Annotated in this window: 21 protein-coding genes and 2 riboswitches; of the genes, 5 read left to right on the top strand and 16 right to left on the bottom strand. The window is 69.9% G+C overall.

From position 1 onward, the window contains the following. Positions 1-92: 92 nt before the first annotated feature. The 5 genes from ACWDUM_RS22705 to ACWDUM_RS22685 all read right to left on the bottom strand — a co-directional run bounded on the left by ACWDUM_RS22705 (position 93) and on the right by ACWDUM_RS22685 (position 4,403). Complete coding sequence (locus ACWDUM_RS22705) at positions 93-1,412, bottom strand: DUF5933 domain-containing protein (protein WP_450135724.1); 1,320 nt, start codon at positions 1,410-1,412, stop codon at positions 93-95. A gap of 32 nt (positions 1,413-1,444) precedes the next feature. Further along, positions 1,445-2,569 (bottom strand): glutamate--cysteine ligase, encoded by a 1,125-nt coding sequence (locus tag ACWDUM_RS22700; RefSeq protein ID WP_450135723.1) that lies wholly within the window; start codon positions 2,567-2,569, stop codon positions 1,445-1,447. 124 nt (positions 2,570-2,693) lie between these two features. Further along, the gene (gene sodC / locus ACWDUM_RS22695; RefSeq protein WP_450117086.1) at positions 2,694-3,368 is read right to left on the bottom strand and encodes a superoxide dismutase[Cu-Zn]; all 675 of its coding nucleotides are present in this window, start codon (positions 3,366-3,368) and stop codon (positions 2,694-2,696) included. A 109-nt stretch (positions 3,369-3,477) separates the two neighbouring features. After that, on the bottom strand, positions 3,478-4,038 hold the full coding sequence (locus ACWDUM_RS22690; RefSeq protein ID WP_450135722.1) for a LytR C-terminal domain-containing protein: 561 nt from the start codon (positions 4,036-4,038) through the stop codon (positions 3,478-3,480). A gap of 38 nt (positions 4,039-4,076) precedes the next feature. After that, complete coding sequence (locus tag ACWDUM_RS22685; protein WP_450116853.1) at positions 4,077-4,403, bottom strand: DUF3263 domain-containing protein; 327 nt, start codon at positions 4,401-4,403, stop codon at positions 4,077-4,079. Positions 4,404-4,661: 258 nt separating this feature from the next. Here ACWDUM_RS22685 and ACWDUM_RS22680 point away from each other — a divergent pair, with 258 nt between their 5' ends. The 3 genes from ACWDUM_RS22680 to ACWDUM_RS22670 all read left to right on the top strand — a co-directional run bounded on the left by ACWDUM_RS22680 (position 4,662) and on the right by ACWDUM_RS22670 (position 7,362). After that, positions 4,662-5,252: a peptide deformylase gene (locus ACWDUM_RS22680; protein WP_450116852.1), complete on the top strand. Its 591-nt coding sequence runs from the start codon at positions 4,662-4,664 to the stop codon at positions 5,250-5,252. A 265-nt stretch (positions 5,253-5,517) separates the two neighbouring features. Next, the gene (locus tag ACWDUM_RS22675; RefSeq protein WP_450136022.1) at positions 5,518-6,474 is read left to right on the top strand and encodes an N-acetylglutamate synthase, CG3035 family; all 957 of its coding nucleotides are present in this window, start codon (positions 5,518-5,520) and stop codon (positions 6,472-6,474) included. A gap of 72 nt (positions 6,475-6,546) precedes the next feature. Beyond that, positions 6,547-7,362: an exodeoxyribonuclease III gene (locus tag ACWDUM_RS22670; RefSeq protein ID WP_450116851.1), complete on the top strand. Its 816-nt coding sequence runs from the start codon at positions 6,547-6,549 to the stop codon at positions 7,360-7,362. Positions 7,363-7,456: 94 nt separating this feature from the next. Here ACWDUM_RS22670 and ACWDUM_RS22665 read toward each other — a convergent pair whose 3' ends face one another. The 3 genes from ACWDUM_RS22665 to ACWDUM_RS22655 all read right to left on the bottom strand — a co-directional run bounded on the left by ACWDUM_RS22665 (position 7,457) and on the right by ACWDUM_RS22655 (position 8,821). Continuing rightward, a complete protein-coding gene (locus ACWDUM_RS22665; protein ID WP_450116850.1) occupies positions 7,457-7,885 on the bottom strand; it encodes an SPW repeat protein in 429 nt (142 codons plus the stop codon). Between the two features lie 107 nt (positions 7,886-7,992). Continuing rightward, on the bottom strand, positions 7,993-8,373 hold the full coding sequence (locus ACWDUM_RS22660) for a GNAT family N-acetyltransferase (protein WP_450116849.1): 381 nt from the start codon (positions 8,371-8,373) through the stop codon (positions 7,993-7,995). Positions 8,374-8,479: 106 nt separating this feature from the next. Next, positions 8,480-8,821, bottom strand: coding sequence for a GNAT family N-acetyltransferase (locus tag ACWDUM_RS22655; protein WP_450116848.1), 342 nt, complete (start codon positions 8,819-8,821; stop codon positions 8,480-8,482). Positions 8,822-8,987: 166 nt separating this feature from the next. Next, positions 8,988-9,114, top strand: a riboswitch (TPP riboswitch). Between ACWDUM_RS22655 and thiC the strand changes: the two genes are divergently transcribed. Together thiC and thiD are read left to right on the top strand one after the other, a co-directional pair. Further along, positions 9,105-10,757, top strand: coding sequence for a phosphomethylpyrimidine synthase ThiC (gene thiC, locus ACWDUM_RS22650; protein ID WP_450135721.1), 1,653 nt, complete (start codon positions 9,105-9,107; stop codon positions 10,755-10,757). It overlaps the preceding riboswitch by 10 nt. A 10-nt stretch (positions 10,758-10,767) precedes the next feature. Further along, positions 10,768-11,634, top strand: coding sequence for a bifunctional hydroxymethylpyrimidine kinase/phosphomethylpyrimidine kinase (gene thiD / locus ACWDUM_RS22645; protein WP_450116846.1), 867 nt, complete (start codon positions 10,768-10,770; stop codon positions 11,632-11,634). On the opposite strand, the gene ACWDUM_RS22640 is transcribed toward thiD, so the two are convergent. The 8 genes from ACWDUM_RS22640 to thiO all read right to left on the bottom strand — a co-directional run bounded on the left by ACWDUM_RS22640 (position 11,622) and on the right by thiO (position 17,742). After that, entirely contained in the window at positions 11,622-11,807 is a 186-nt protein-coding gene (locus ACWDUM_RS22640) for a hypothetical protein (protein WP_450116845.1), read from the bottom strand. The two genes, thiD and ACWDUM_RS22640, sit on opposite strands and share 13 nt — an antisense overlap. Before the next feature lie 43 nt (positions 11,808-11,850). Beyond that, entirely contained in the window at positions 11,851-12,675 is an 825-nt protein-coding gene (locus tag ACWDUM_RS22635) for an adenylate/guanylate cyclase domain-containing protein (RefSeq protein WP_450116844.1), read from the bottom strand. 89 nt (positions 12,676-12,764) lie between these two features. Then, complete coding sequence (locus ACWDUM_RS22630; RefSeq protein WP_450116843.1) at positions 12,765-13,559, bottom strand: ABC transporter permease; 795 nt, start codon at positions 13,557-13,559, stop codon at positions 12,765-12,767. Further along, positions 13,559-14,494: an ABC transporter ATP-binding protein gene (locus ACWDUM_RS22625; protein ID WP_450135720.1), complete on the bottom strand. Its 936-nt coding sequence runs from the start codon at positions 14,492-14,494 to the stop codon at positions 13,559-13,561. Before ACWDUM_RS22625 ends, ACWDUM_RS22630 begins: the two co-directional genes overlap by 1 nt. A gap of 132 nt (positions 14,495-14,626) precedes the next feature. Further along, positions 14,627-15,574 carry a polyphosphate kinase 2 gene (ppk2, locus tag ACWDUM_RS22620; protein ID WP_450136021.1) on the bottom strand — a complete coding sequence of 316 codons (948 nt, stop codon included), beginning with the start codon at positions 15,572-15,574 and terminating at the stop codon, positions 14,627-14,629. Between the two features lie 120 nt (positions 15,575-15,694). Next, the gene (thiG, locus tag ACWDUM_RS22615) at positions 15,695-16,450 is read right to left on the bottom strand and encodes a thiazole synthase (RefSeq protein WP_450116841.1); all 756 of its coding nucleotides are present in this window, start codon (positions 16,448-16,450) and stop codon (positions 15,695-15,697) included. After that, positions 16,443-16,658 (bottom strand): sulfur carrier protein ThiS, encoded by a 216-nt coding sequence (thiS, locus tag ACWDUM_RS22610; RefSeq protein ID WP_450135719.1) that lies wholly within the window; start codon positions 16,656-16,658, stop codon positions 16,443-16,445. The genes thiG and thiS overlap by 8 nt, the downstream gene beginning before the upstream one ends. A 7-nt stretch (positions 16,659-16,665) precedes the next feature. Continuing rightward, positions 16,666-17,742, bottom strand: a complete 1,077-nt coding sequence (thiO, locus tag ACWDUM_RS22605; protein ID WP_450135718.1) for a glycine oxidase ThiO — start codon at positions 17,740-17,742, stop codon at positions 16,666-16,668. Beyond that, a riboswitch (TPP riboswitch) is annotated at positions 17,739-17,850 on the bottom strand. It overlaps the preceding gene by 4 nt. Between the last annotated feature and the right edge of the window lie 15 nt (positions 17,851-17,865).

Below are 17,865 nucleotides of genomic sequence, written 5' to 3'. Positions count from 1 at the left end.
GTGCGTGACCGCAGTCCCCGGGACGGCACCAGGGTCCGCGTCGACCTCGACGGGGGACGGTCCGGTTCGACGGCTGACCGGCGACGGTGCCCTCAGACCGTCACGAACTGCCCGGCACTCCGCCCGCCCCACCGGCCCAGCGCCGACTCGGGTGCGGCGAAGAAGGTGGAGTAGAAGCCGACGACGACGGCGGCAAGGACGCCGAGGATCACCGGCACCGACACGACCGGCACGGCGGCGATCGGCGCGGCCAGGTATCGATAGCTCGCGAGCAGCGCGGCGAACGCGACGGCGCCGCCGACCACGAGCCGGATCCGGAACCGGTCCCACCCGCGTTCGGGGTCGCGCAGGGCCGCCTCGATGGTCAGGCACAGCACGGCACCGGCGACCAGGTCGACGCCGTAGTGGTAGCCGAAGCCGAGGGTCGCCATCAGCGTGCACACCAGCCAGAAGGCGCCGCCCCAGCGCAGCCACCGTGGCCCGCGCCGCGAGTGGACGAAGATCGCGAGCGCCCACGCGGTGTGCAGGCTGGGCATGCAGTTGCGGGGTGCCGGACTGTCGAACACGAACGAGGCCGGGTCGGTGCCGGTTGGGATCACCGTCGGCCAGTAGTCACCCAGCTGCGCGCCCTGCCCCGCGGTGCCGAACGCGAAATCCGGTCCGACGACCGGAAACAGCAGATAGAACAGCGGCCCGATCAGGCCGATCGCCAGGAACGTGCGGACCAGGTGGTGCGCCGGCCAGCCGTTCCGCAGCTGGTACAGCGCGACGACGATCGCCGCGACGGGCAACTCGATGTACACCCAGTGCAGGACGCCGTAGCCGACCGGCCCGAGGGCATCGACCACCTGCCCGAGCACCCAGGACGGGCTACCGAAGGCGCGGTCGGCGAGTTCGACGTACTCGTCGAGGACCGCGGGCCGCGTCATCACCGTGATCTGCAACCAGACGTCGCCGATCTTGGTGGCGACGATCAGCAGTGCCCCGAGCCCGGCACCGAGCAACGCGCTGCCCCGACGGTCCCCGGTCCAGCGCGCGGCCGCGACGACGGCGATGCCGAGGAGCACCCAGGTCGGTCCGTTCCCGACCGCTACGGGGCCGCCGTCGAGCAGTCGGACGGCGAGAGCCACCAGGTCGATGCCGATCGCGGCGGCGACCGCGACGATCCGCTGCCGGTTGGTCAGCCCGACGAGCCCCAACGCCAGCCCGGCCCACGGCACGGACATCGACTTGGGGGTGCCGACGAAGTCACGGGCCAGGGACTGCAGCGGCCCCTCGAAGCCGGAGCGGGCGGCGATCACCTGGAGGATCAGCATCGCGAGGACCACCGCGACCGCCGCGCCGCCCGCGACAACTCTCGCTCCACCCGGCCGTCGCCAGGGCGTGGAAACGGGTGAGTCGTCGATCAGCACGCGTACATAGTAAACCGCGTGTGAACAGCACCTTAACGGTCCAGTTCGTGAACCAGCGAGTCGACGACCGCGGTCAGGTCACCACCGTGCGCGGCCGCGACCGCACGCTGCCGCTGATAGGACGCGCCGTGCCGCGGGATGTCGGCGACCCGGGACAGTTCGTCCGCACACCTGAGTTCCGCGGCGAGCGGGGCCAGCTGCTCGAGCAGGTCGTCGAGGTCGTCGGTGACGAGGCGTTCGTTGCTGTCGACGTCGAGGATGATCTCGGCGTCGAGGCCGTAGCGGGCGGCCCGCCACTTGTTCTCCTGCACGTGCCAGGGCGGCATACCCGGCAGTTCCACACCGGCGTCGAGTTGCCGGTCGAAGTGCACGACCAGACAGTGAATCAACGCGACGAGCGACTCCAACTCCGCTCGCGTGGACACGCCGTCGCAGACCCGGACCTCGATGGTGCCCCACTGCGGCGCGGGCCGGATGTCCCAGTGCAGCGCCCCGAGCCGCTCGATCACCCCGGTCTTCATCTGGTCGTGCACGAAGCCCTCGAACTGCGCCCACGTCTCGAACTGGAACGGGAGCCCGGCGGTCGGCAGCTGCTGGAACATCAGCGCCCGGTTGCTGGCGTACCCGGTGTCGACGCCCGCCCACATCGGCGACGACGCGGACAGCGCCAGCAGATGCGGGTACTTGACCAGCAGGGCGTTGATGATCGGGAACACCTTGTGCGCCGAGGACACCCCGACGTGCACGTGCACACCCCAGATCAGCATCTGCCGACCCCACCACTGGGTGCGTTCGATCATCTCGTCGTAGTGCGGGTTGGGGGTCACCTGCTGCGCAGACCACTGCGCGAAGGGGTGTGTGCCCGCGCACATCAGCTCGACGTTCTCCCGGGCGGTGGCCCGGCGCAGCAGCGTCATCGTCTCCCGCAGATCGTCCATCGCCTCGGCGGTGGTGTCACAGATCCCGGTGACCAGTTCCACGGTGTTTCGCAGGAACTCCTTGTGCAGCCGCGGCGTGGCCCCGTCCGCCAGCTCGTCGGCGGCGGACAGTACCTGCGCGGCGCTGTTGGTCAGGTCGCGCGTGATCGGGTCGACCAGTGCGACCTCCCATTCGACGCCGATCGTGGGCCGGGGCGAACCGGCGAAATGGACTGCCACAGCCCGAATCCAACCACAGTGCAGACGACAACGCCGCGACCGGGAACCGACCTGTGGTCGAGGTCATCCGGCCGCGGCGTCGCGGGTGTTCGGGGCGGAGCCCCCGATCGACTCGGCGGTGGTGTTACTTGATCACACCGCAGGCGACGCGGGAGCCGGCGTCACCGGTGTCGAGAGTGGTCTGGTCGGGTGCCGGCGCGTACCGGGTGGGGATGTTGGCGAAGTTGTCGGCACCGGAGTGCACGACGATCGCGCGGCCCTCACCGTGGTTCTGCAGGTCCTCGATCGTGAACGCGTCGGTGGTGGTGGTCAGGTTCCCGTTGCCGTCCTCGCGAACGAACAGCGACGGCAGGTCACCGCTCGACGGGTGGCCGCTGTGCCCCTCGACCTGGAGATGTCCGCCGGCGGACGCGAAGTCGCCCTCACAGGTACCGACCGTGTGGATGTGCAGGCCGTGGAAGCCCGGCTGGAGGCCGTTCGCGGCGACGGTCACGACGACGTTGTCGCCGGAGCCGACGAAGGTCACCGTGCCGGCGGCCTTGCCGTCCGCGCCCTTGAGCACGGTGTTGAGACGATCGGCATGCTCGGCGCCGTGGCCCTCGGCACCCTGACCACCCTCGGGGGCCGCCACACCGGTCCACACCGCCGGGGTGGTGCCCGGGACGTCGCTCGCGACCTGGTTGGGCGGGCTGCACGCGGTGAGGCCCGCGGCTGCGATCGCAACCATCGGGGCGACGACGCGCAGGGACACGCGGCCCGACCGGGTCGTCTGCGAATCGCGTCGGGTAAGCAAGGCCATCAAACCGCTCCTTCGAGATGGGCTGGAAGTGCACTGATCATAGCCAGCCGGTGGAACCGACCGACCGGTGGTCTACGACGCCGCATAGTTGAACGGCAGCGGGGGTCGCCTATGGCGAGGTGACGATCACGATCACGCCCGGCGATGCGGTCGCGATGCCGGCGAAACGCTGCTCGGCGGTGATCCCGAGTTCCGCGGCGATCTGCTGCGCGGCTTGCTTCTCGGTCGCGGAGTTCGCGCTGTAGAAGGCCGTCGTCTTCGCAACGTTGCCACTGCTGTAGTTGCCGGTCTCGGACACCGTCCAGCCGTCCGACTCGAGGGTCCCGGCGGTCTCGGCGGCCAGCCCGCTGACGGTGCTGTTGTTGAAGACCCGAACCTGGACCGCGGACCGATCGAACGTCGATGCTGCGGTCGGCGCGCCGGCCGAGGCCACGACCGCTGCGGCGCTGGTGACCGGCGCCGGGGTCGTCGGGCGAGCCGACGCGGCGGGGCTGTTCGGGGCCGCCTTGACCGGCGCGACGCTGGGCACGACATCGGCTGACTGCGGGTCCGAACCCGAGTTGGACAGGGTCATCGCACCGATGCCCGCGAAGGCGATCGCCAGTGCGATGAGAACCATCGCGAGCGCGCGTAGTGGGGGTCCCGACGGTGCCGGCTGCGGGGTGCTCACCGTCTCGACCTTACGGGTCCGGACATGGTCGGCGGCATCTAGGTGACGTCGAAACCGAGACGGCGGGCGGCGCGGGCCTTCTGCCGGCTGGCACGCAACCGGCGAAGACGCTTGACCAACATCGGATCCGCGGCGAGCGCCTCCGGGCGGTCGACCAGCGCGTTGAGGACCTGGTAATAGCGCGTCGCGGACATGTCGAACAGTTCCTTGATGGCGTCTTCTTTTGCGCCGGCGTACTTCCACCACTGGCGCTCGAAGGACAGGATGTCGTGATCGCGACGGGTGAGTCCGTCCGCGCCGACCTCGTTGGCGTCCCGGTCGTCGGTGGGCTGCGAATTCCGGCTACGCGCGACTGCGCCGTCCATCTCACTCCTCAACTTCGAGCTCTCGCCCCATACTTCGGCGAAGCGTGAAGCTCCCCGGCCGCCCGATCGGGTCCATTTCACCGGACGACGAATTACAACCCTGTACTTCTGCGCGTCCATTCAACCACGGTCGCCGCGCTCACCCAGGGCTTCGCGCCGACGGCGCGTCGCTCGCGGATCCCACGACCCGACAACACGCCCCGGCATCGGGGCAACCGGGAAACGGCCGGGCCGATCGCCACCATTATTCTTTCCCGCATGGCAATTCTTCCGATCGTGATCGTGGGCGACCCGGTACTCCACCAGCCGACCAAGCCGGTGACCCAGCCGCTGTCCGAGATCGCCGAACTCGTGGCCGACATGTACGACACGATGGACGAGGCCAACGGCGTCGGCCTGGCCGCCAACCAGGTTGGCGTCCCGCTGCGCCTGTTCGTCTACGACTGCCCCGACTACGACGCCGACCCCAAGGGTGCGCGCCGTCGCGGCGAGGTGATCAACCCCGTCCTCGAGACCTCGGAGATCCCCGAGACGATGCCGGACCCGGAGGACGACGACGAGGGCTGCCTGTCGGTGCCGGGCGAGCAGTTCCCGACCGGCCGCGCCGACTGGGCGAAGGTGACCGGCGTCGACGTGAACGGTGAACCCGTCGAGATCGAGGGCACCGGATTCTTCGCCCGGATGCTGCAGCACGAGGTCGGGCACCTCGACGGCTTCCTCTACACCGACGTGCTGATCGGGCGGCACGCGCGCGCCGCGAAGAAGATCATCAAGCGGTCCGGCTGGGGCGTGCCGGGGCTGACCTGGACCCCCGGCACGGTCGAGGACCCGTTCGGACACGATGACTGACGCCCCAGCGGGCACCGGTAGACATCGCCGCCGCGAGGCGACCGAACGCGACGCAACCACACCCGAACCGAGTGGTGGTCCCACCCCCGAACCGAGTGCCGGACCCGACACCGAGTCGACCGGTGGTCCAAGCCCCGAGCCGACCGGTGGTCCCACACCGGAACCGAGTGCCGGACCCGACACCGAGCCGACCGGTGACGCAAGCCCCGAGCCGACCGGTGGCCCCACATCCGCGGACGAGGGCGCGTCCGCGGCGACCGTGCAATTGCCCACCGCGCCGCGACTCGGCAGCCGGGTCGTCCTGCGGTACAAACTGCCGCCGGGCTATCCCCAACCGTTGACCGACATCATCGGGGAACTCGTCGCCCTGACGCCGGCCGTGGTGGTGCGCGCCGAGGACGGCCGGGTGGTTCAGGTGTCCGCGGACCAGGTGGTGGCGCTCAAGGCGATCGGGCCGCGCCGGGTCACGACGCGGGAGATCCGGGCGCTCGAACTGGCGGCCGCGGACGGCTGGCCGGGAACCGAACAGTCGTGGATCGACGGCTGGTTGGCCCGCAGCGGCGGGGGGTTCACCCGCCGCGCCAACGCCGCGGCGCCGCTGGGGCGGGCGCACCGGATCGGTGACCTGCATTCGGGCGACACCCTGGACCGGCTGCGGGCCTGGTACGCCGACCGCGGGCAGCCGCTGACGCTGCTGCTGCCCCACCGGCTCGGCGCGGCGCCGGAGGGCTGGACGCTGTCGGCGGAGGTGCAGGTGATGGCCGCCGACATCACGAACCTGACGCTGCCGGAAGGCGAGTCACTGGTGACGGTCTCCCCGGAACCGGGACCCGGGTGGCTTCCGCTGTACCACTACCGCGGCGCGCCCCTGCCGGAATCGGCGCCGGCGGTGCTGGCGTCGGTCCGGGACGGCGAGCTCGGGTTCGGTGCGCTCGGCAGCCCGGAGACCGAACTGCTCGCAATCGCCCGCGCCGCGATCACCGAGGCCCCCGACGGGCGGCGCTGGGTGGGGCTTGCGGCCGTCGAGGTCGCCCCGGCGCACCGCCGCCGCGGACTCGGCATGCTGATCTGTGCGGAGATGATCCGGTGGGGCCGCGGCCGTGGCGCCACCCACGCCTACGTTCAGGTCGAGGCCGACAACGCGCCTGCGATCGAGCTGTACCGCACCCTCGGGCTCATCGACCATCACCGCTACCGCTACGCCACCGCACCCGAGCGCTGAGCCGCCGTGCGGGTGGAGTTTCCCTTCCACCCGCACGGTCGCGATGTCGGTGGGCGGCACTACGCTGCGGGCATGCGATTGGCGACGTGGAATGTGAACTCGGTGCGAGCCCGGACGGACCGGATCGTGGACTGGCTGACCCGCACCGACACCGACGTGCTCGCCATGCAGGAGACCAAGTGCCGGGACGACCAGTTCCCGACCGAGCGGTTCACCGAACTCGGCTACGAGGTCGCGCACGTCGGCCTGAGCCAGTGGAACGGGGTGGCGATCGTCTCCCGCGTCGGGCTCGAGGACGTGCAGGTCGGGTTCGAGGGGCAGCCCGGGTTCGCCAAGCAGGCGCCCGACACACTCGACGTCGTGACCCCGGTCGTCGAGGCCCGCGCGATCGGCGCGACCTGCGGCGGGGTCCGGGTGTGGAGCCTGTACGTGCCGAACGGCCGCGAACTGTCGGACCCGCACTACACCTACAAGCTGGACTGGCTCGCGACACTGCGGGACGACGCCGCGAAGTGGTTGGCCGAGGACCCGAACGCGCAGGTCGCCCTGGTCGGGGACTGGAACGTCGCCCCGACCGACGAGGACGTGTGGGATCCGGCGCTGTTCGAGGGCAAGACCCACACGTCGCAGCCGGAACGGGACGCGTTCGCCGCGTTCGAGGAGGTCGGGTTCGCCGAGGTGACCCGTCCGCACACCCCCGGCCCGGGTGTGTACACCTACTGGGACTACACGCAGTTGCGGTTCCCGAAGCGGCAGGGCATGCGGATCGACTTCCAGTACGCCTCCCCCGCGTTGGCCGCCCGCGTCACCGGCGCCTCGATCGACCGCGAGGAGAGAAAGGGCAAGGGCGCCAGCGATCACGCGCCCGTCGTCATCGAACTCGACTAGCGCGGAATTCGGGTCCACGAAGCCGGCCGGGGACGGTCACGACCGTCCCCGGCTGCTCGACAACCCGGGCCGCCGACGGGGTTGCTCCGGTTCCTCACCTTCTGGTGCGCATGAATCCGATACCCATCAGGCCGAGTCCCAGCACCAGGACCACGGCACCACAGACCACGTTCGACCAGATCATCCCGGTCGTCGTCGACACTCCGGTGACCACCCACGGCGAGATGATCATCCACACGCCGAGGACGGGCAGTGTGAATGCGACTCCGTGAAGGCGGCCGAAGGCCGACGCGAGTCCGAACGCGAACACGGCCGTCGCGAGTCCGGCGATCAGGTTGCTCATCATCAGCGTGGTTGTGCCACTGAATCCGATGACCCACGGCGACGCGGCCATGTAGAGGCCGGCCAGCATGAGCAGACCCTCGTTCGTCTGCGCGAGCGGGTCGCCCGCGGCCTGGTCGTACTTGTCACGTAGCGCGGCGATGTCCGGGTGCTTCTCAATGGGCAGGTTCGCTGTCGACATGATGCCAACACCTCCTCGAGATGGAGAGGGAACACGTCCTCCCTCTCCCCTCGATTCTATTGCGAGACTGGGGCCAGGGACCGCCGCGAGCTGGACCGATGTGCCGATCAGCCGGCGTCGTCGAGCAGCCCCAGGTACTCGGTGTGGGTGCCGAGGTAACGCTGCACGTAGGTGCAGACGGGGTGCAGTCGCCACCCCCGGACCCGGGCCTCCTCGAGGACCTCGCGCACGAGCACGGCCGCCCAACCGCGGCCGCCGTACTCCTCCTTGACGACGGTGTGCATGAGCGCGACGGCGGCGCCGTCCTCGGGAGCGCCGTCCCGGTCGTCGAGCCGGCGGTAGCCGAGAATGCCGATCAGATCGCCGTCGACCCAGAGGTCGAAGCGCGCGTGTGCGGGATTGTGCTCGACCTCGGCCAGGGCGGGGTCGGCGGGCGCAGCGACGGGCGTCGTCACCGCCGCTGCCTGGTCCGGGTGTCGCTTGAACATGGCGTCATGCAATCAGCATTCGGGTCGATTCGCCGCCCGGCGCGGGCCCGACAGACAAGTTGTCGCTCATCCTTCGTCGAATCGTGGCCGAATCGCCGCCGGGCGATCACACCGGCACCAGCATGTCCCGGTACTCGGGGTTCGCCACGACGAATCGCTGCAGGTAGGTGCACACCGGGCGGATCTTCCAGCCGTACCCCCGCGCCGCGTCGAGGGCACGTCGGACCATCACGGCGGCCAGGCCGCGGTGCCCGAAGTCCTCGACGATGACGGTGTGCAGGAAGGACACCACCGGCGCTCCCGCCCGCCGTTTGGCGCTCACCGCTCCGCCGTTCGACTCCAGGTCGTAATACCCCAGGATGCCGACGAGGTCGCCGTTGAGCCACAGCTCGAAGCGGTTCTGAGCTGCATTGTTCATCACCTCGGCGGTCGGTGTGTCCGCGAACATCGGCCTTGTCTCCTTGCCCACCCGTAACAAAAATGTGATCCACGCCACTATAGGTCGGTGCAGGTTTGCGCGACAGGGAACGCGCAGAAAACTCGCCAACCGGACAGGTGCGCCTCCCCGGCCCGCACCCGCGGGAGGCGCCCGGCTATCGTCGGCGGCGACAACTCAACAAACCCACGGGGGCTCGCACCAGCGGGCTGAGAGGACGGCTAGCTCTCCACGAGCGGACAGGGCCGTCGACCGTATGAACCTGACCGGGTAATGCCGGCGTAGGGAGATTTCGATGAGGGACACCTCAACCTTCGACGGCGCCGTCGCCACGACTGCCGTCACGACCGGTCCGATCGCGGGCAGCAGCAAGCGGTACCTCGAGGTCGACGGGCTGTCGATTCCGGTCCGGCGCGTACAGCTGACCACCGGCGACCACCTCGACCTGTACGACACCTCCGGCCCGTACACCGACGAGTCCGCACGGATCGACCTCGACGCCGGCCTGCCGCCGGTACGCGCGTCCTGGCCACGCCCGGAGGGTGCCACCACCCAACTCGGCTGGGCCCGAGCCGGGGTGATCACCGACGAGATGCGCTATTGCGCTGCCCGCGAAGGGGTTTCCCCGGAGCTGGTGTGCGAGGAGGTCGCGGCGGGACGGGCGGTGATCCCCGCCAACCGGCGCCACCCGGAACTCGAACCCATGGTGATCGGCAAGCGGTTCGCGGTGAAGATCAACGCGAACATCGGCAACTCGGCGGTGACCTCCTCGATCGCTGAGGAGGTGGAGAAGATGGTGTGGGCGACCCGCTGGGGCGCCGACACCATCATGGACCTGTCCACCGGCCGCAACATCCACGAGACGCGGGAGTGGATCCTGCGCAACTCCCCCGTCCCGGTCGGCACGGTCCCGATCTACCAGGCACTCGAGAAGGTCGGCGGCGACCCGACGAAGCTGACGTGGGAGCTGTACCGCGACACCGTGATCGAGCAGTGTGAGCAGGGCGTGGACTACATGACGGTGCACGCCGGGGTGCTGCTGCGGTACGTACCGCTGGCGGCGAAGCGGGTCACCGGCATCGTCTCGCGTGGCGGGTCGATCATGGCGGCCTGGTGCCTGGCACACCACCGGGAGTCGTTCCTGTACACGCACTTCGAGGAACTCTGCGAGATCCTCGCCCGCTACGACGTCACCTTCTCGCTCGGCGACGGACTGCGTCCCGGCTCGATCGCCGACGCCAATGACGAGGCCCAGTTCGCCGAGCTGCGGACCCTCGGCGAACTGACGAAGGTCGCGAAATCCCATGGCGTGCAGGTGATGATCGAGGGTCCCGGGCACGTGCCGATGCACAAGATCGTCGAGAACGTGCGACTGGAAGAGGAGTGGTGCGAGGAGGCGCCGTTCTACACCCTCGGCCCGCTTGCCACCGACATCGCGCCCGCCTACGACCACATCACGTCGGCGATCGGCGCCGCGATGATCGCCCAGGCCGGGACCGCGATGCTCTGCTACGTGACCCCGAAGGAGCATCTGGGACTGCCGAATCGCGACGATGTGAAGGTCGGTGTCGTCACCTACAAGATCGCCGCGCACGCCGCGGACCTGGCCAAGGGCCATCCGCGTGCCCAGGAGCGTGACGACGCGCTGTCCACGGCCCGTTTCGAGTTCCGCTGGCACGACCAGTTCGCGCTCTCCATCGACCCGGACACCGCCCGCGAGTACCACGACGAGACCCTGCCCGCGGAGCCGGCGAAGACCGCGCACTTCTGTTCGATGTGCGGCCCGAAGTTCTGCTCCATGCGGATCTCCGCCGACGTCCGGGCCTACGCCGAGGAGCACGGCCTGACCGACGCGACCGCGATCGAGGCAGGCATGGCGGAGATGTCCGACGAGTTCACCCGTTCCGGCGGCCAGGTGTACCTGCCCGTCGTCTCGACCGATCGATAGGCTTTTCGTTGTGAACCTGCTGCCACTGACCCCCGACGGGCAGACGCCCGTCCGCGCCCTCACCATCGCCGGGACCGATTCCGGCGGCGGTGCGGGAATCCAGGCCGACTCCCGCACGATGGCGATGCTCGGTGTGCACGCATGCGTCGCCGTCGCGGCGGTGACGGTGCAGAACTCCGTTGGGGTCAGTGGTTTTCACGAGATTCCGCCGCAGATCGTCGCCGACCAGGTGCGCAGCGTGGTCGGCGACATCGGGGTGAGCGCCGCGAAGACCGGCATGCTCGCGTCCACCGCGATCATCGAGTCCGTCGCGCAGGTGTGCACCGAGGTGGGCATCGGCAAGGGGCAACCGGTCCCGCTGGTGGTGGACCCGGTGTGCGCGTCCATGCACGGCGACCCACTGCTGCACGCGGAGGCCCTCGACGCGGTGCGGCACACATTGATCCCGATCGCGTCGCTGGTCACGCCGAACCTCGACGAGGTGCGGCTGATCACCGGTGTCGACGTCGTGGACGACGCGACCGCCCGTCGCGCCGCCGAGGCGCTCCACGGATTGGGGGCGCAGTGGGCCCTCGTCAAGGGTGGGCACCTGCGCACGTCGACCGAATCGACCGACCTGCTGTTCGACGGTGAGCGCTTCCACGAGTTCACCAGCCCGCGGATCGACACCGGCAACGATCACGGCGGCGGCGACACGCTCGCCGCCGCGGTGGCGTGCGCGTTGGCGCACGGCCGCACGATGCCCGAGGCCGTCGAGTTCGGGAAGCAATGGGTGACCCGCTGCCTCGCGGCGTCCTACGACCTCGGCGCGGGACACGGGCCCGTCTCGCCGCTCTGGCGCCTGCACGTGGGCGCGGAGGAAGGTCAGCGCGAGTAGTCCCTGAACGTCATCACGAACCCGACCGCGACCACGGCCGCCGCCACGAGATACACGGCGATACGGAACCAGTAGGCCCCGTAGCCGTAGTAGTTCACGGCGAACGCACCCGCCATCGCGGCGAGGATCAGGACGAGTCCGTAAAAGGGTGTGCGTTGTTCCCGATCAACCATGCCTCCAGTGTCGGCGCCGTTGGCACTGGAGGCAATGGTCGCGTCACAGCGGCCGAACGGTGTACATCTGGAGGTCGTTCGGCACTCCGCGCGGGGCGCTGGCGAACAGTCCGCGGCGGTAGGGACGGACCCGCAATCCCAGCTCGTCGAGGCGGTCGGAGCCCAGGGCGTCGACGGTGGCCGCCGACGCCATCACCTTGCCGTCGGCCCCCGCCTGCATCACTCGCGCGGCGACGTTGACGTCCACGCCGAGCCAGTCGGCACCGACCTGCCTGGGCATGCCCGTGTGCACGCCCACCCGCATCCGGGGCCGGTGGCCGTGACACTCGACCGTCGCGAGTGCGGCGCGGGCCTCGAACACCGCCTCGAGCGCGCCATCCGGTCGGGCGAAGACGGCCATCATGCCGTCGCCCATCCGTTTGACGACGTGGCCGCCGTGGTCGGCGACCGGTGGTTCGATCGCCCGCGCGACCGCGCGGAGCAGCTCGACCGTCGCCTCGTCGCCGGCGGCGAGCGCGAAGTCCGAGTAGCCGACCAGATCGGTGAACACGAGCGTCATCGCGCGGGTGCCGCGGCCGCGGCCGGTGCGTTCGAGCAGCGCCTGCCACACCTGCAGCGCGCCGAGGCCGACCTCCCGGGAGACCCCGGGGTGGTCGTCGAGGAGTCGGTCGGCGACCCGGGCGACGGCCCGCGCCCCGCCCGGTCCGGCGGTGGAGAGCGGGTCCCCGAACCCCGGATCGCCGGGCAGCGCCCGGCGCACCCGGCGGACTGCGTCCACCGCGGCGGGCGCCCTGTCGACCGCCAACGCCCAGGCCAGGGCCGACGCGACGCGGCCGCGTCCGTCACCGCCCTCGGGTTGCTCGGTCATCGACGAAGTGTAACCACCGGTCACACACATGCGCCTGTGAGTCCTTTTGGCCCGCGTGGGGGCCAAAAGGACTCACAGGCACGAAGTGCCTACGCGTCGCGGCGGTTGACGACGAACAGGGCCGCCCCGAACACGACCGCGACGAACGCGGTGAAGTACACCAGGCTGCCCCACGGACCCCAGTGCCAGTCGATGCCCTGATCGGAGCCGAGGAAGTGGTTGGCATTCGCGAACGGCAGGAACGGCTGGATCTCCCGGCCCACCTTGCCGAACAGGCCGAACAGCGACTCGATCAGCAGCGGCCACAACAGCAGCAGGGTGATCGCGCCGGCCGACTGCCGCACCAGCGACCCGACCGCGACGGCGAGCACGACGCACAGCAGCGCGTAGATCGGCACGCCGTAGATCGCACGCCAGGCGTCGGATCCGGAGAGCTTCAGGAGGGCACCGGCCTCGCTGCCCGCGGTGGTCTTGGCGATCGCGTAGGCGCCGAAGGTCAGCACGAACGTCAGCACGGCACCGAAGATCCCGATCAGCCCGGCCTTGGTGATCAGCACGGTGTCGCGCTTCGGCACCGCCTGGAAGGTGGTCCGGATGATCCCGAACCGGTACTCGCTGGTCACCGCCAGCGCCGCCAGGATCATCAGGACGAGCACGCCGAATCCGGTCACGCCGCCGACCGCGTCGGCCAGCGTGGGCAGGAACGGGTCCATGCCCGGATTCTCGCCGTTCGCGAGCTGGTCGTTGTACGCGGTCAGGCTCACTTTCGCGGTCAGACCGATCACCGCGGCCAGGCCGAGCCCGAGCGCGATGATCGCGACGGTGCACCACAACGGCGACTTCGTCGAGGTGAGCTTGATGCGTTCCGCTGCCACGACACCCATCAGAGCGCCCCTCCCATCACGTCGGCCTGGTACTGCACGTCGTCGCCGGTCATCTTCATGAACGCGTCCTCGAGCGAGCCACGCTGCGCGGACAGCTCGTGCAGGACGATGCCCCGTCCACCGGCGATCTGCCCGACCGTGTCGGTGGTGGCGCCACGAACGATCAGCACCGCGGCCCCGTTCTCCCCGACGCCGTCCGACTGCACGGCCAGACCCTGTGCGACCAGCGCGGACTTCAGTGCGTCGAGCTGCGGGCTGCGCACCCGCACCGACGACTCGGAGGACCGGTCGACGAACTCGTGGACCGGCGAGTCGGAGACGAGTCGGCCGCGACCGATCACGACGAGATGTTCCGCGGTCAGCGCCATCTCGGACAGCAGATGGCTGGACACGAGGACGGTGCGCCCCTCCGCGGCCAGCTGCTGCATGAACTTGCGGATCCAGACGATGCCCTCCGGGTCGAGACCGTTGACCGGCTCGTCGAAGAGCAGCACCTTCGGGTCACCGAGCAGCGCACCCGCCAGCCCGAGCCGCTGCGCCATGCCGAGCGAGAACCCGCCGGCCTTCTTGCCCGCGACCTCGGTCAGGCCGACCAGCCGCAGCACCTCGTCGACGCGCGAGCCCGGGATCCCGTTGGATGCGGCCATCCACTGCAGGTGCGCTTTCGCGGACCTGTTGGGGTGCACCCACTTGGCGTCCAGCAGGGCACCGACGGTGCGCAGCGGCTGCTTCAGGTCGTGGTACGGCTTGCCGTCGATCAGCGCGACACCGGCGGTGGGCCGATCCAGACCGAGGATCATCCGCATGGTTGTCGACTTGCCTGCGCCGTTCGGGCCCAGGAAGCCGGTGACGATTCCGGGACGCACGGTGAAGGTCAGGTCGTCGACCGCCCTCACGTCCCCGAATGTCTTCGTCAATCCCCTCACTTCAATCATGCCCGCCAGCATTCCGGAAAAACCCGGCGCGCACATCCTCCACAGGTCGCGCGTCGTGTCGTCCTCAGGGATGACACGCCGGTACCGCGCCGGGGCCGCGACGTCGTCGCGACACGGCGCGCGTCGGGGATGTCAGGGTCGGACCTGACCGTTCCCGCTCACCGGATCGGGGATGGTCGGGAACCGGTCGGCAGGCATCTCGCCCTCGTCGTACACCGTCTGCGGCGGACCGATGATCAACGGATCCGGGGTCCCGACGACCCGCGGGTCCTTGCCTGCGTAGTCGAACTTCGACAGCACCCAGCGCATCGCCTCGAGCCGCGCCCGCTTCTTGTCGTTGGACTTGACGATCGTCCACGGCGCGTGCGGGGTGTCGGTGTAGAACAGCATGTTCTCCTTGGCCTCGGTGTAGGCGTCCCACTTGTCGAGGCTCGCCAGGTCGGTCGGCGAGAGCTTCCACTGCTTGACCGGGTCGGTGCTCCGGGCCACGAACCGCGCGTGCTGTTCCTCCCGCCCGACCGAGAACCAGAACTTGACCAGACGAATGCCCGATTGCACCAGCATGCGTTCGAATTCCGGTGCCGATCGGGTGAATTCGAGGTACTCGGTGGGCGTGCAGTAGCCCATGACCCGTTCCACGCCTGCCCGGTTGTACCAGGACCGGTCCATCAGGACGATCTCGCCGCCGGCGGGCAGGTGCGCCACGTACCGCTGGAAGTACCACTGGGTCCGCTCGCGTTCGGTGGGCTTCTCGAGCGCCATCACACGGGCACCACGGGGGTTGAGGTGTTCGGTGAACCGTTTGATCGCGCCACCCTTGCCCGCCGCGTCCCGGCCCTCGAAGATGATGACGATCTTCTCGTCGTTCTCCTTGACCCATGCCTGCAGCTTGAGCATCTCGATCTGCAGGGCACGTTTGCGGAACTCGTACTGCCGCCGCGTCATCTTCTTGTCGTACGGGTAGCCGTGCCGCCACGGCGCGTCGGGGCCCTCTTCGAGCCGGGCGCGACCGGACTTGCGCAGCAGCTCGCCGATCTCGTCGATCTCCGGGGTGACGTCGATGGTTCCGGGTGCGGCCAGCTCGAAGTTCCCGTCGGCTCGTTGCCCGTCAGGATGTGCGTGACCGGATTGCTGCTCGTTCACGTTGTCGAGACTACCGCCGCGCGACCCGTCCGGCAGGCCGCGCGGCGGACGAAAATCCTATAGTTCGGGTGACGACGCCTGCGCCCAGAACCGCTTCGGGATCCGGCCGGCCCGCCGCGCCTGGTACCCGGCGGTGACGGCCGACGCCATCGCGGACGCCATCAGGGCCGGATCCTTGGCACGGGTGACCGCGGTCGCCAGCAGCACTGCGTCGCAGCCGAGTTCCATCGCACGGGTCGCGTCGCTCGCGGTACCGATGCCGGCGTCGAGGATCACCGGCACCCCCGCCGCCTCGACGATCATCTCGATGTTGTGCGGGTTGCAGATGCCCAGCCCGGTGCCGATCGGTGCGCCCAGCGGCATCACCGCCGCGCAACCGACGTCCTCGAGCCGCTTCGCCAGCACCGGGTCGTCGGTCGTGTACGGCAGCACCGTGAAGCCGTCGTCTACGAGTTGCTCTGCGGCACTGACCAGTTCGATGGCATCGGGCAGCAGGGTACGGTCGTCGGCGATCACCTCGAGCTTGACCCAGTCGGTTTCCAGCGCCTCCCGGGCCAGCTGCGCGGTCAGCACCGCCTCCGCCGCACCACGACAACCGGCGGTGTTCGGCAGCGGCGCGATGTCCAACCGGCGCAACAGGTCGAGCACGCCGGTGCCACCGGCGGCATCGACCCGGCGCATGGCGACGGTGGTCAGTTCGGTACCGGACGCGACGAGCGCCTCCTCGAGCACCGTCAGGTTCGCGGCACCGCCGGTCCCCATGATCAGCCGGGACCCGAAGGTGCGACCGGCGATCGTCAGCTGGTCACCCACCCTGCACCGCCGTGAGGATCTCGATCTCCCAACCCTTTTCGATCACGCGGTCCCACGTGGCGCGCGGGACGACGGCGCCGTCCACCGCGACCGCGATGCCCTTCTCGGGCAGGCCGAGACGGGCGAGAAGCTGCGCCACCGTCGTCGGTTCGGACAGCTGGTGGTCCTCGCCGTTGACGGTGATCCCGATGTTCACCATGTCTGTCATCGATTCCTCATTCGTGCGTCGAAACCAGTGTGCCGAAGCGTTCCGGGCGGCAGGACGTCGCCTCCGGCAGCGGCGTGCCGTTCAGTTCGGCGACCACCGCGTCCGCGGACAGCGGGGTCAGCAGGATGCCGTTGCGGCCGTGCCCGGCGGCGAGCACCACCCGGTCGGTGACCCGGCCCAGGATCGGCAGGTTGTCGGGACTCATCGGGCGCAGACCCGCGGCAGTCTCGTGCAGTTCGTACTCGCCGATGCTGGGCATCAGGGCCTGCGCGTCGGCGATCAGGTCCCGGACCCCGGCCACGGTCACGGCGGTGTCGTCACCGGACTCGTGCTGGGTGGCGCCGACGACCAGTCCGTCGCCGCGGGGTACCAGGTACACCGGCCTGCCGTGGACGCTGGCGCGGATCGTCCGGCTCGGCGCGGGCGCCACGCCGGGCCGATACCGCAGCCGCAACACCTCCCCCTTGACCGGTCGCACCGGCAGCCCCGGCCACAGCCGCGCCGCGGCCGTGCCTGCGGCGAGTACCACCTGATCGGCGGGCAGCGCGTCCACGTCCGCGACGGCCTCGGCCACGAACGTCACCCCGGCGGCGGTACACGCGGACCGCAGCGCCCGCACCAGCGCGCGGTTGTCGACGGCGAACTCGGCGGCGGCGAGCAGCGCCAGCCTGATCGTCGGGGCGAGGGACGGTTCCGCTTCCCGGATCTGCGCGCGGGTCAACAGGTCCAGCCGGTAGCCGCGCCCGTCGAGCCACTCGGCGACGGTGCGCAGGTCCGTCGCGTCGGCGGCGTCCAGCGCGACGGTCATCGAACTCTGCGAGGTGAACAGCGTCTCGCTCGTCGCCCGTTCGAGTTCGGCCCCGAACCCCGGCCAGCGGTCCAGGGACGCGGCCCCGGCGGCGAGCACCTCGTCCTCGCCGGGCCAGCCCTCGGACAGCGGGGCGAGCATGCCGCCCGCCACCCACGACGCCCCCGACCCGACGGCCGGGTCGTGCAGGGTCACCGCCCACCCGGACCGGGCCGCGCGCCACGCGATCGACAGTCCGATCACGCCGCCACCGACCACCGCGACGGTTCCGTTCACCACTCCACCTCACTCCCTGCGCCGGCATGATCCGGGTCAGGTCTGACGGTCGGGGCTCGCGAGCCCCCTCTCAGCCCCGCGTTCGCCGGGACTCCCGTGTCACTTTCGTTCACCCAGAGACTA

It is taken from the genome of Rhodococcus sp. NPDC003322, assembly GCF_053589555.1.
Note: the sequence above shows the minus strand (reverse complement) of the source record. Positions and strands in the feature narration are given on the sequence as shown.

Bases quoted from the DNA above. Each gene is read 5' to 3' on its own strand.
- ACWDUM_RS22680 (WP_450116852.1), top strand. From the start codon at position 4,662: ATGGCAATTCTTCCGATCGTGATCGTGGGCGACCCGGTACTCCACCAG.
- ACWDUM_RS22670 (WP_450116851.1), top strand. From the start codon at position 6,547: ATGCGATTGGCGACGTGGAATGTGAACTCGGTGCGAGCCCGGACGGAC.
- ACWDUM_RS22640 (WP_450116845.1), bottom strand. From the start codon at position 11,807: ATGGTTGATCGGGAACAACGCACACCCTTTTACGGACTCGTCCTGATC.
- thiC (WP_450135721.1), top strand. From the start codon at position 9,105: ATGAGGGACACCTCAACCTTCGACGGCGCCGTCGCCACGACTGCCGTC.
- ACWDUM_RS22625 (WP_450135720.1), bottom strand. From the start codon at position 14,494: ATGATTGAAGTGAGGGGATTGACGAAGACATTCGGGGACGTGAGGGCG.
- ACWDUM_RS22660 (WP_450116849.1), bottom strand. From the start codon at position 8,373: ATGTTCAAGCGACACCCGGACCAGGCAGCGGCGGTGACGACGCCCGTC.
- ACWDUM_RS22630 (WP_450116843.1), bottom strand. From the start codon at position 13,559: ATGGGTGTCGTGGCAGCGGAACGCATCAAGCTCACCTCGACGAAGTCG.
- sodC (WP_450117086.1), bottom strand. From the start codon at position 3,368: ATGGCCTTGCTTACCCGACGCGATTCGCAGACGACCCGGTCGGGCCGC.
- ACWDUM_RS22635 (WP_450116844.1), bottom strand. From the start codon at position 12,675: ATGACCGAGCAACCCGAGGGCGGTGACGGACGCGGCCGCGTCGCGTCG.
- ACWDUM_RS22655 (WP_450116848.1), bottom strand. From the start codon at position 8,821: ATGTTCGCGGACACACCGACCGCCGAGGTGATGAACAATGCAGCTCAG.
- thiS (WP_450135719.1), bottom strand. From the start codon at position 16,658: ATGACAGACATGGTGAACATCGGGATCACCGTCAACGGCGAGGACCAC.
- ACWDUM_RS22685 (WP_450116853.1), bottom strand. From the start codon at position 4,403: ATGGACGGCGCAGTCGCGCGTAGCCGGAATTCGCAGCCCACCGACGAC.
- ACWDUM_RS22665 (WP_450116850.1), bottom strand. From the start codon at position 7,885: ATGTCGACAGCGAACCTGCCCATTGAGAAGCACCCGGACATCGCCGCG.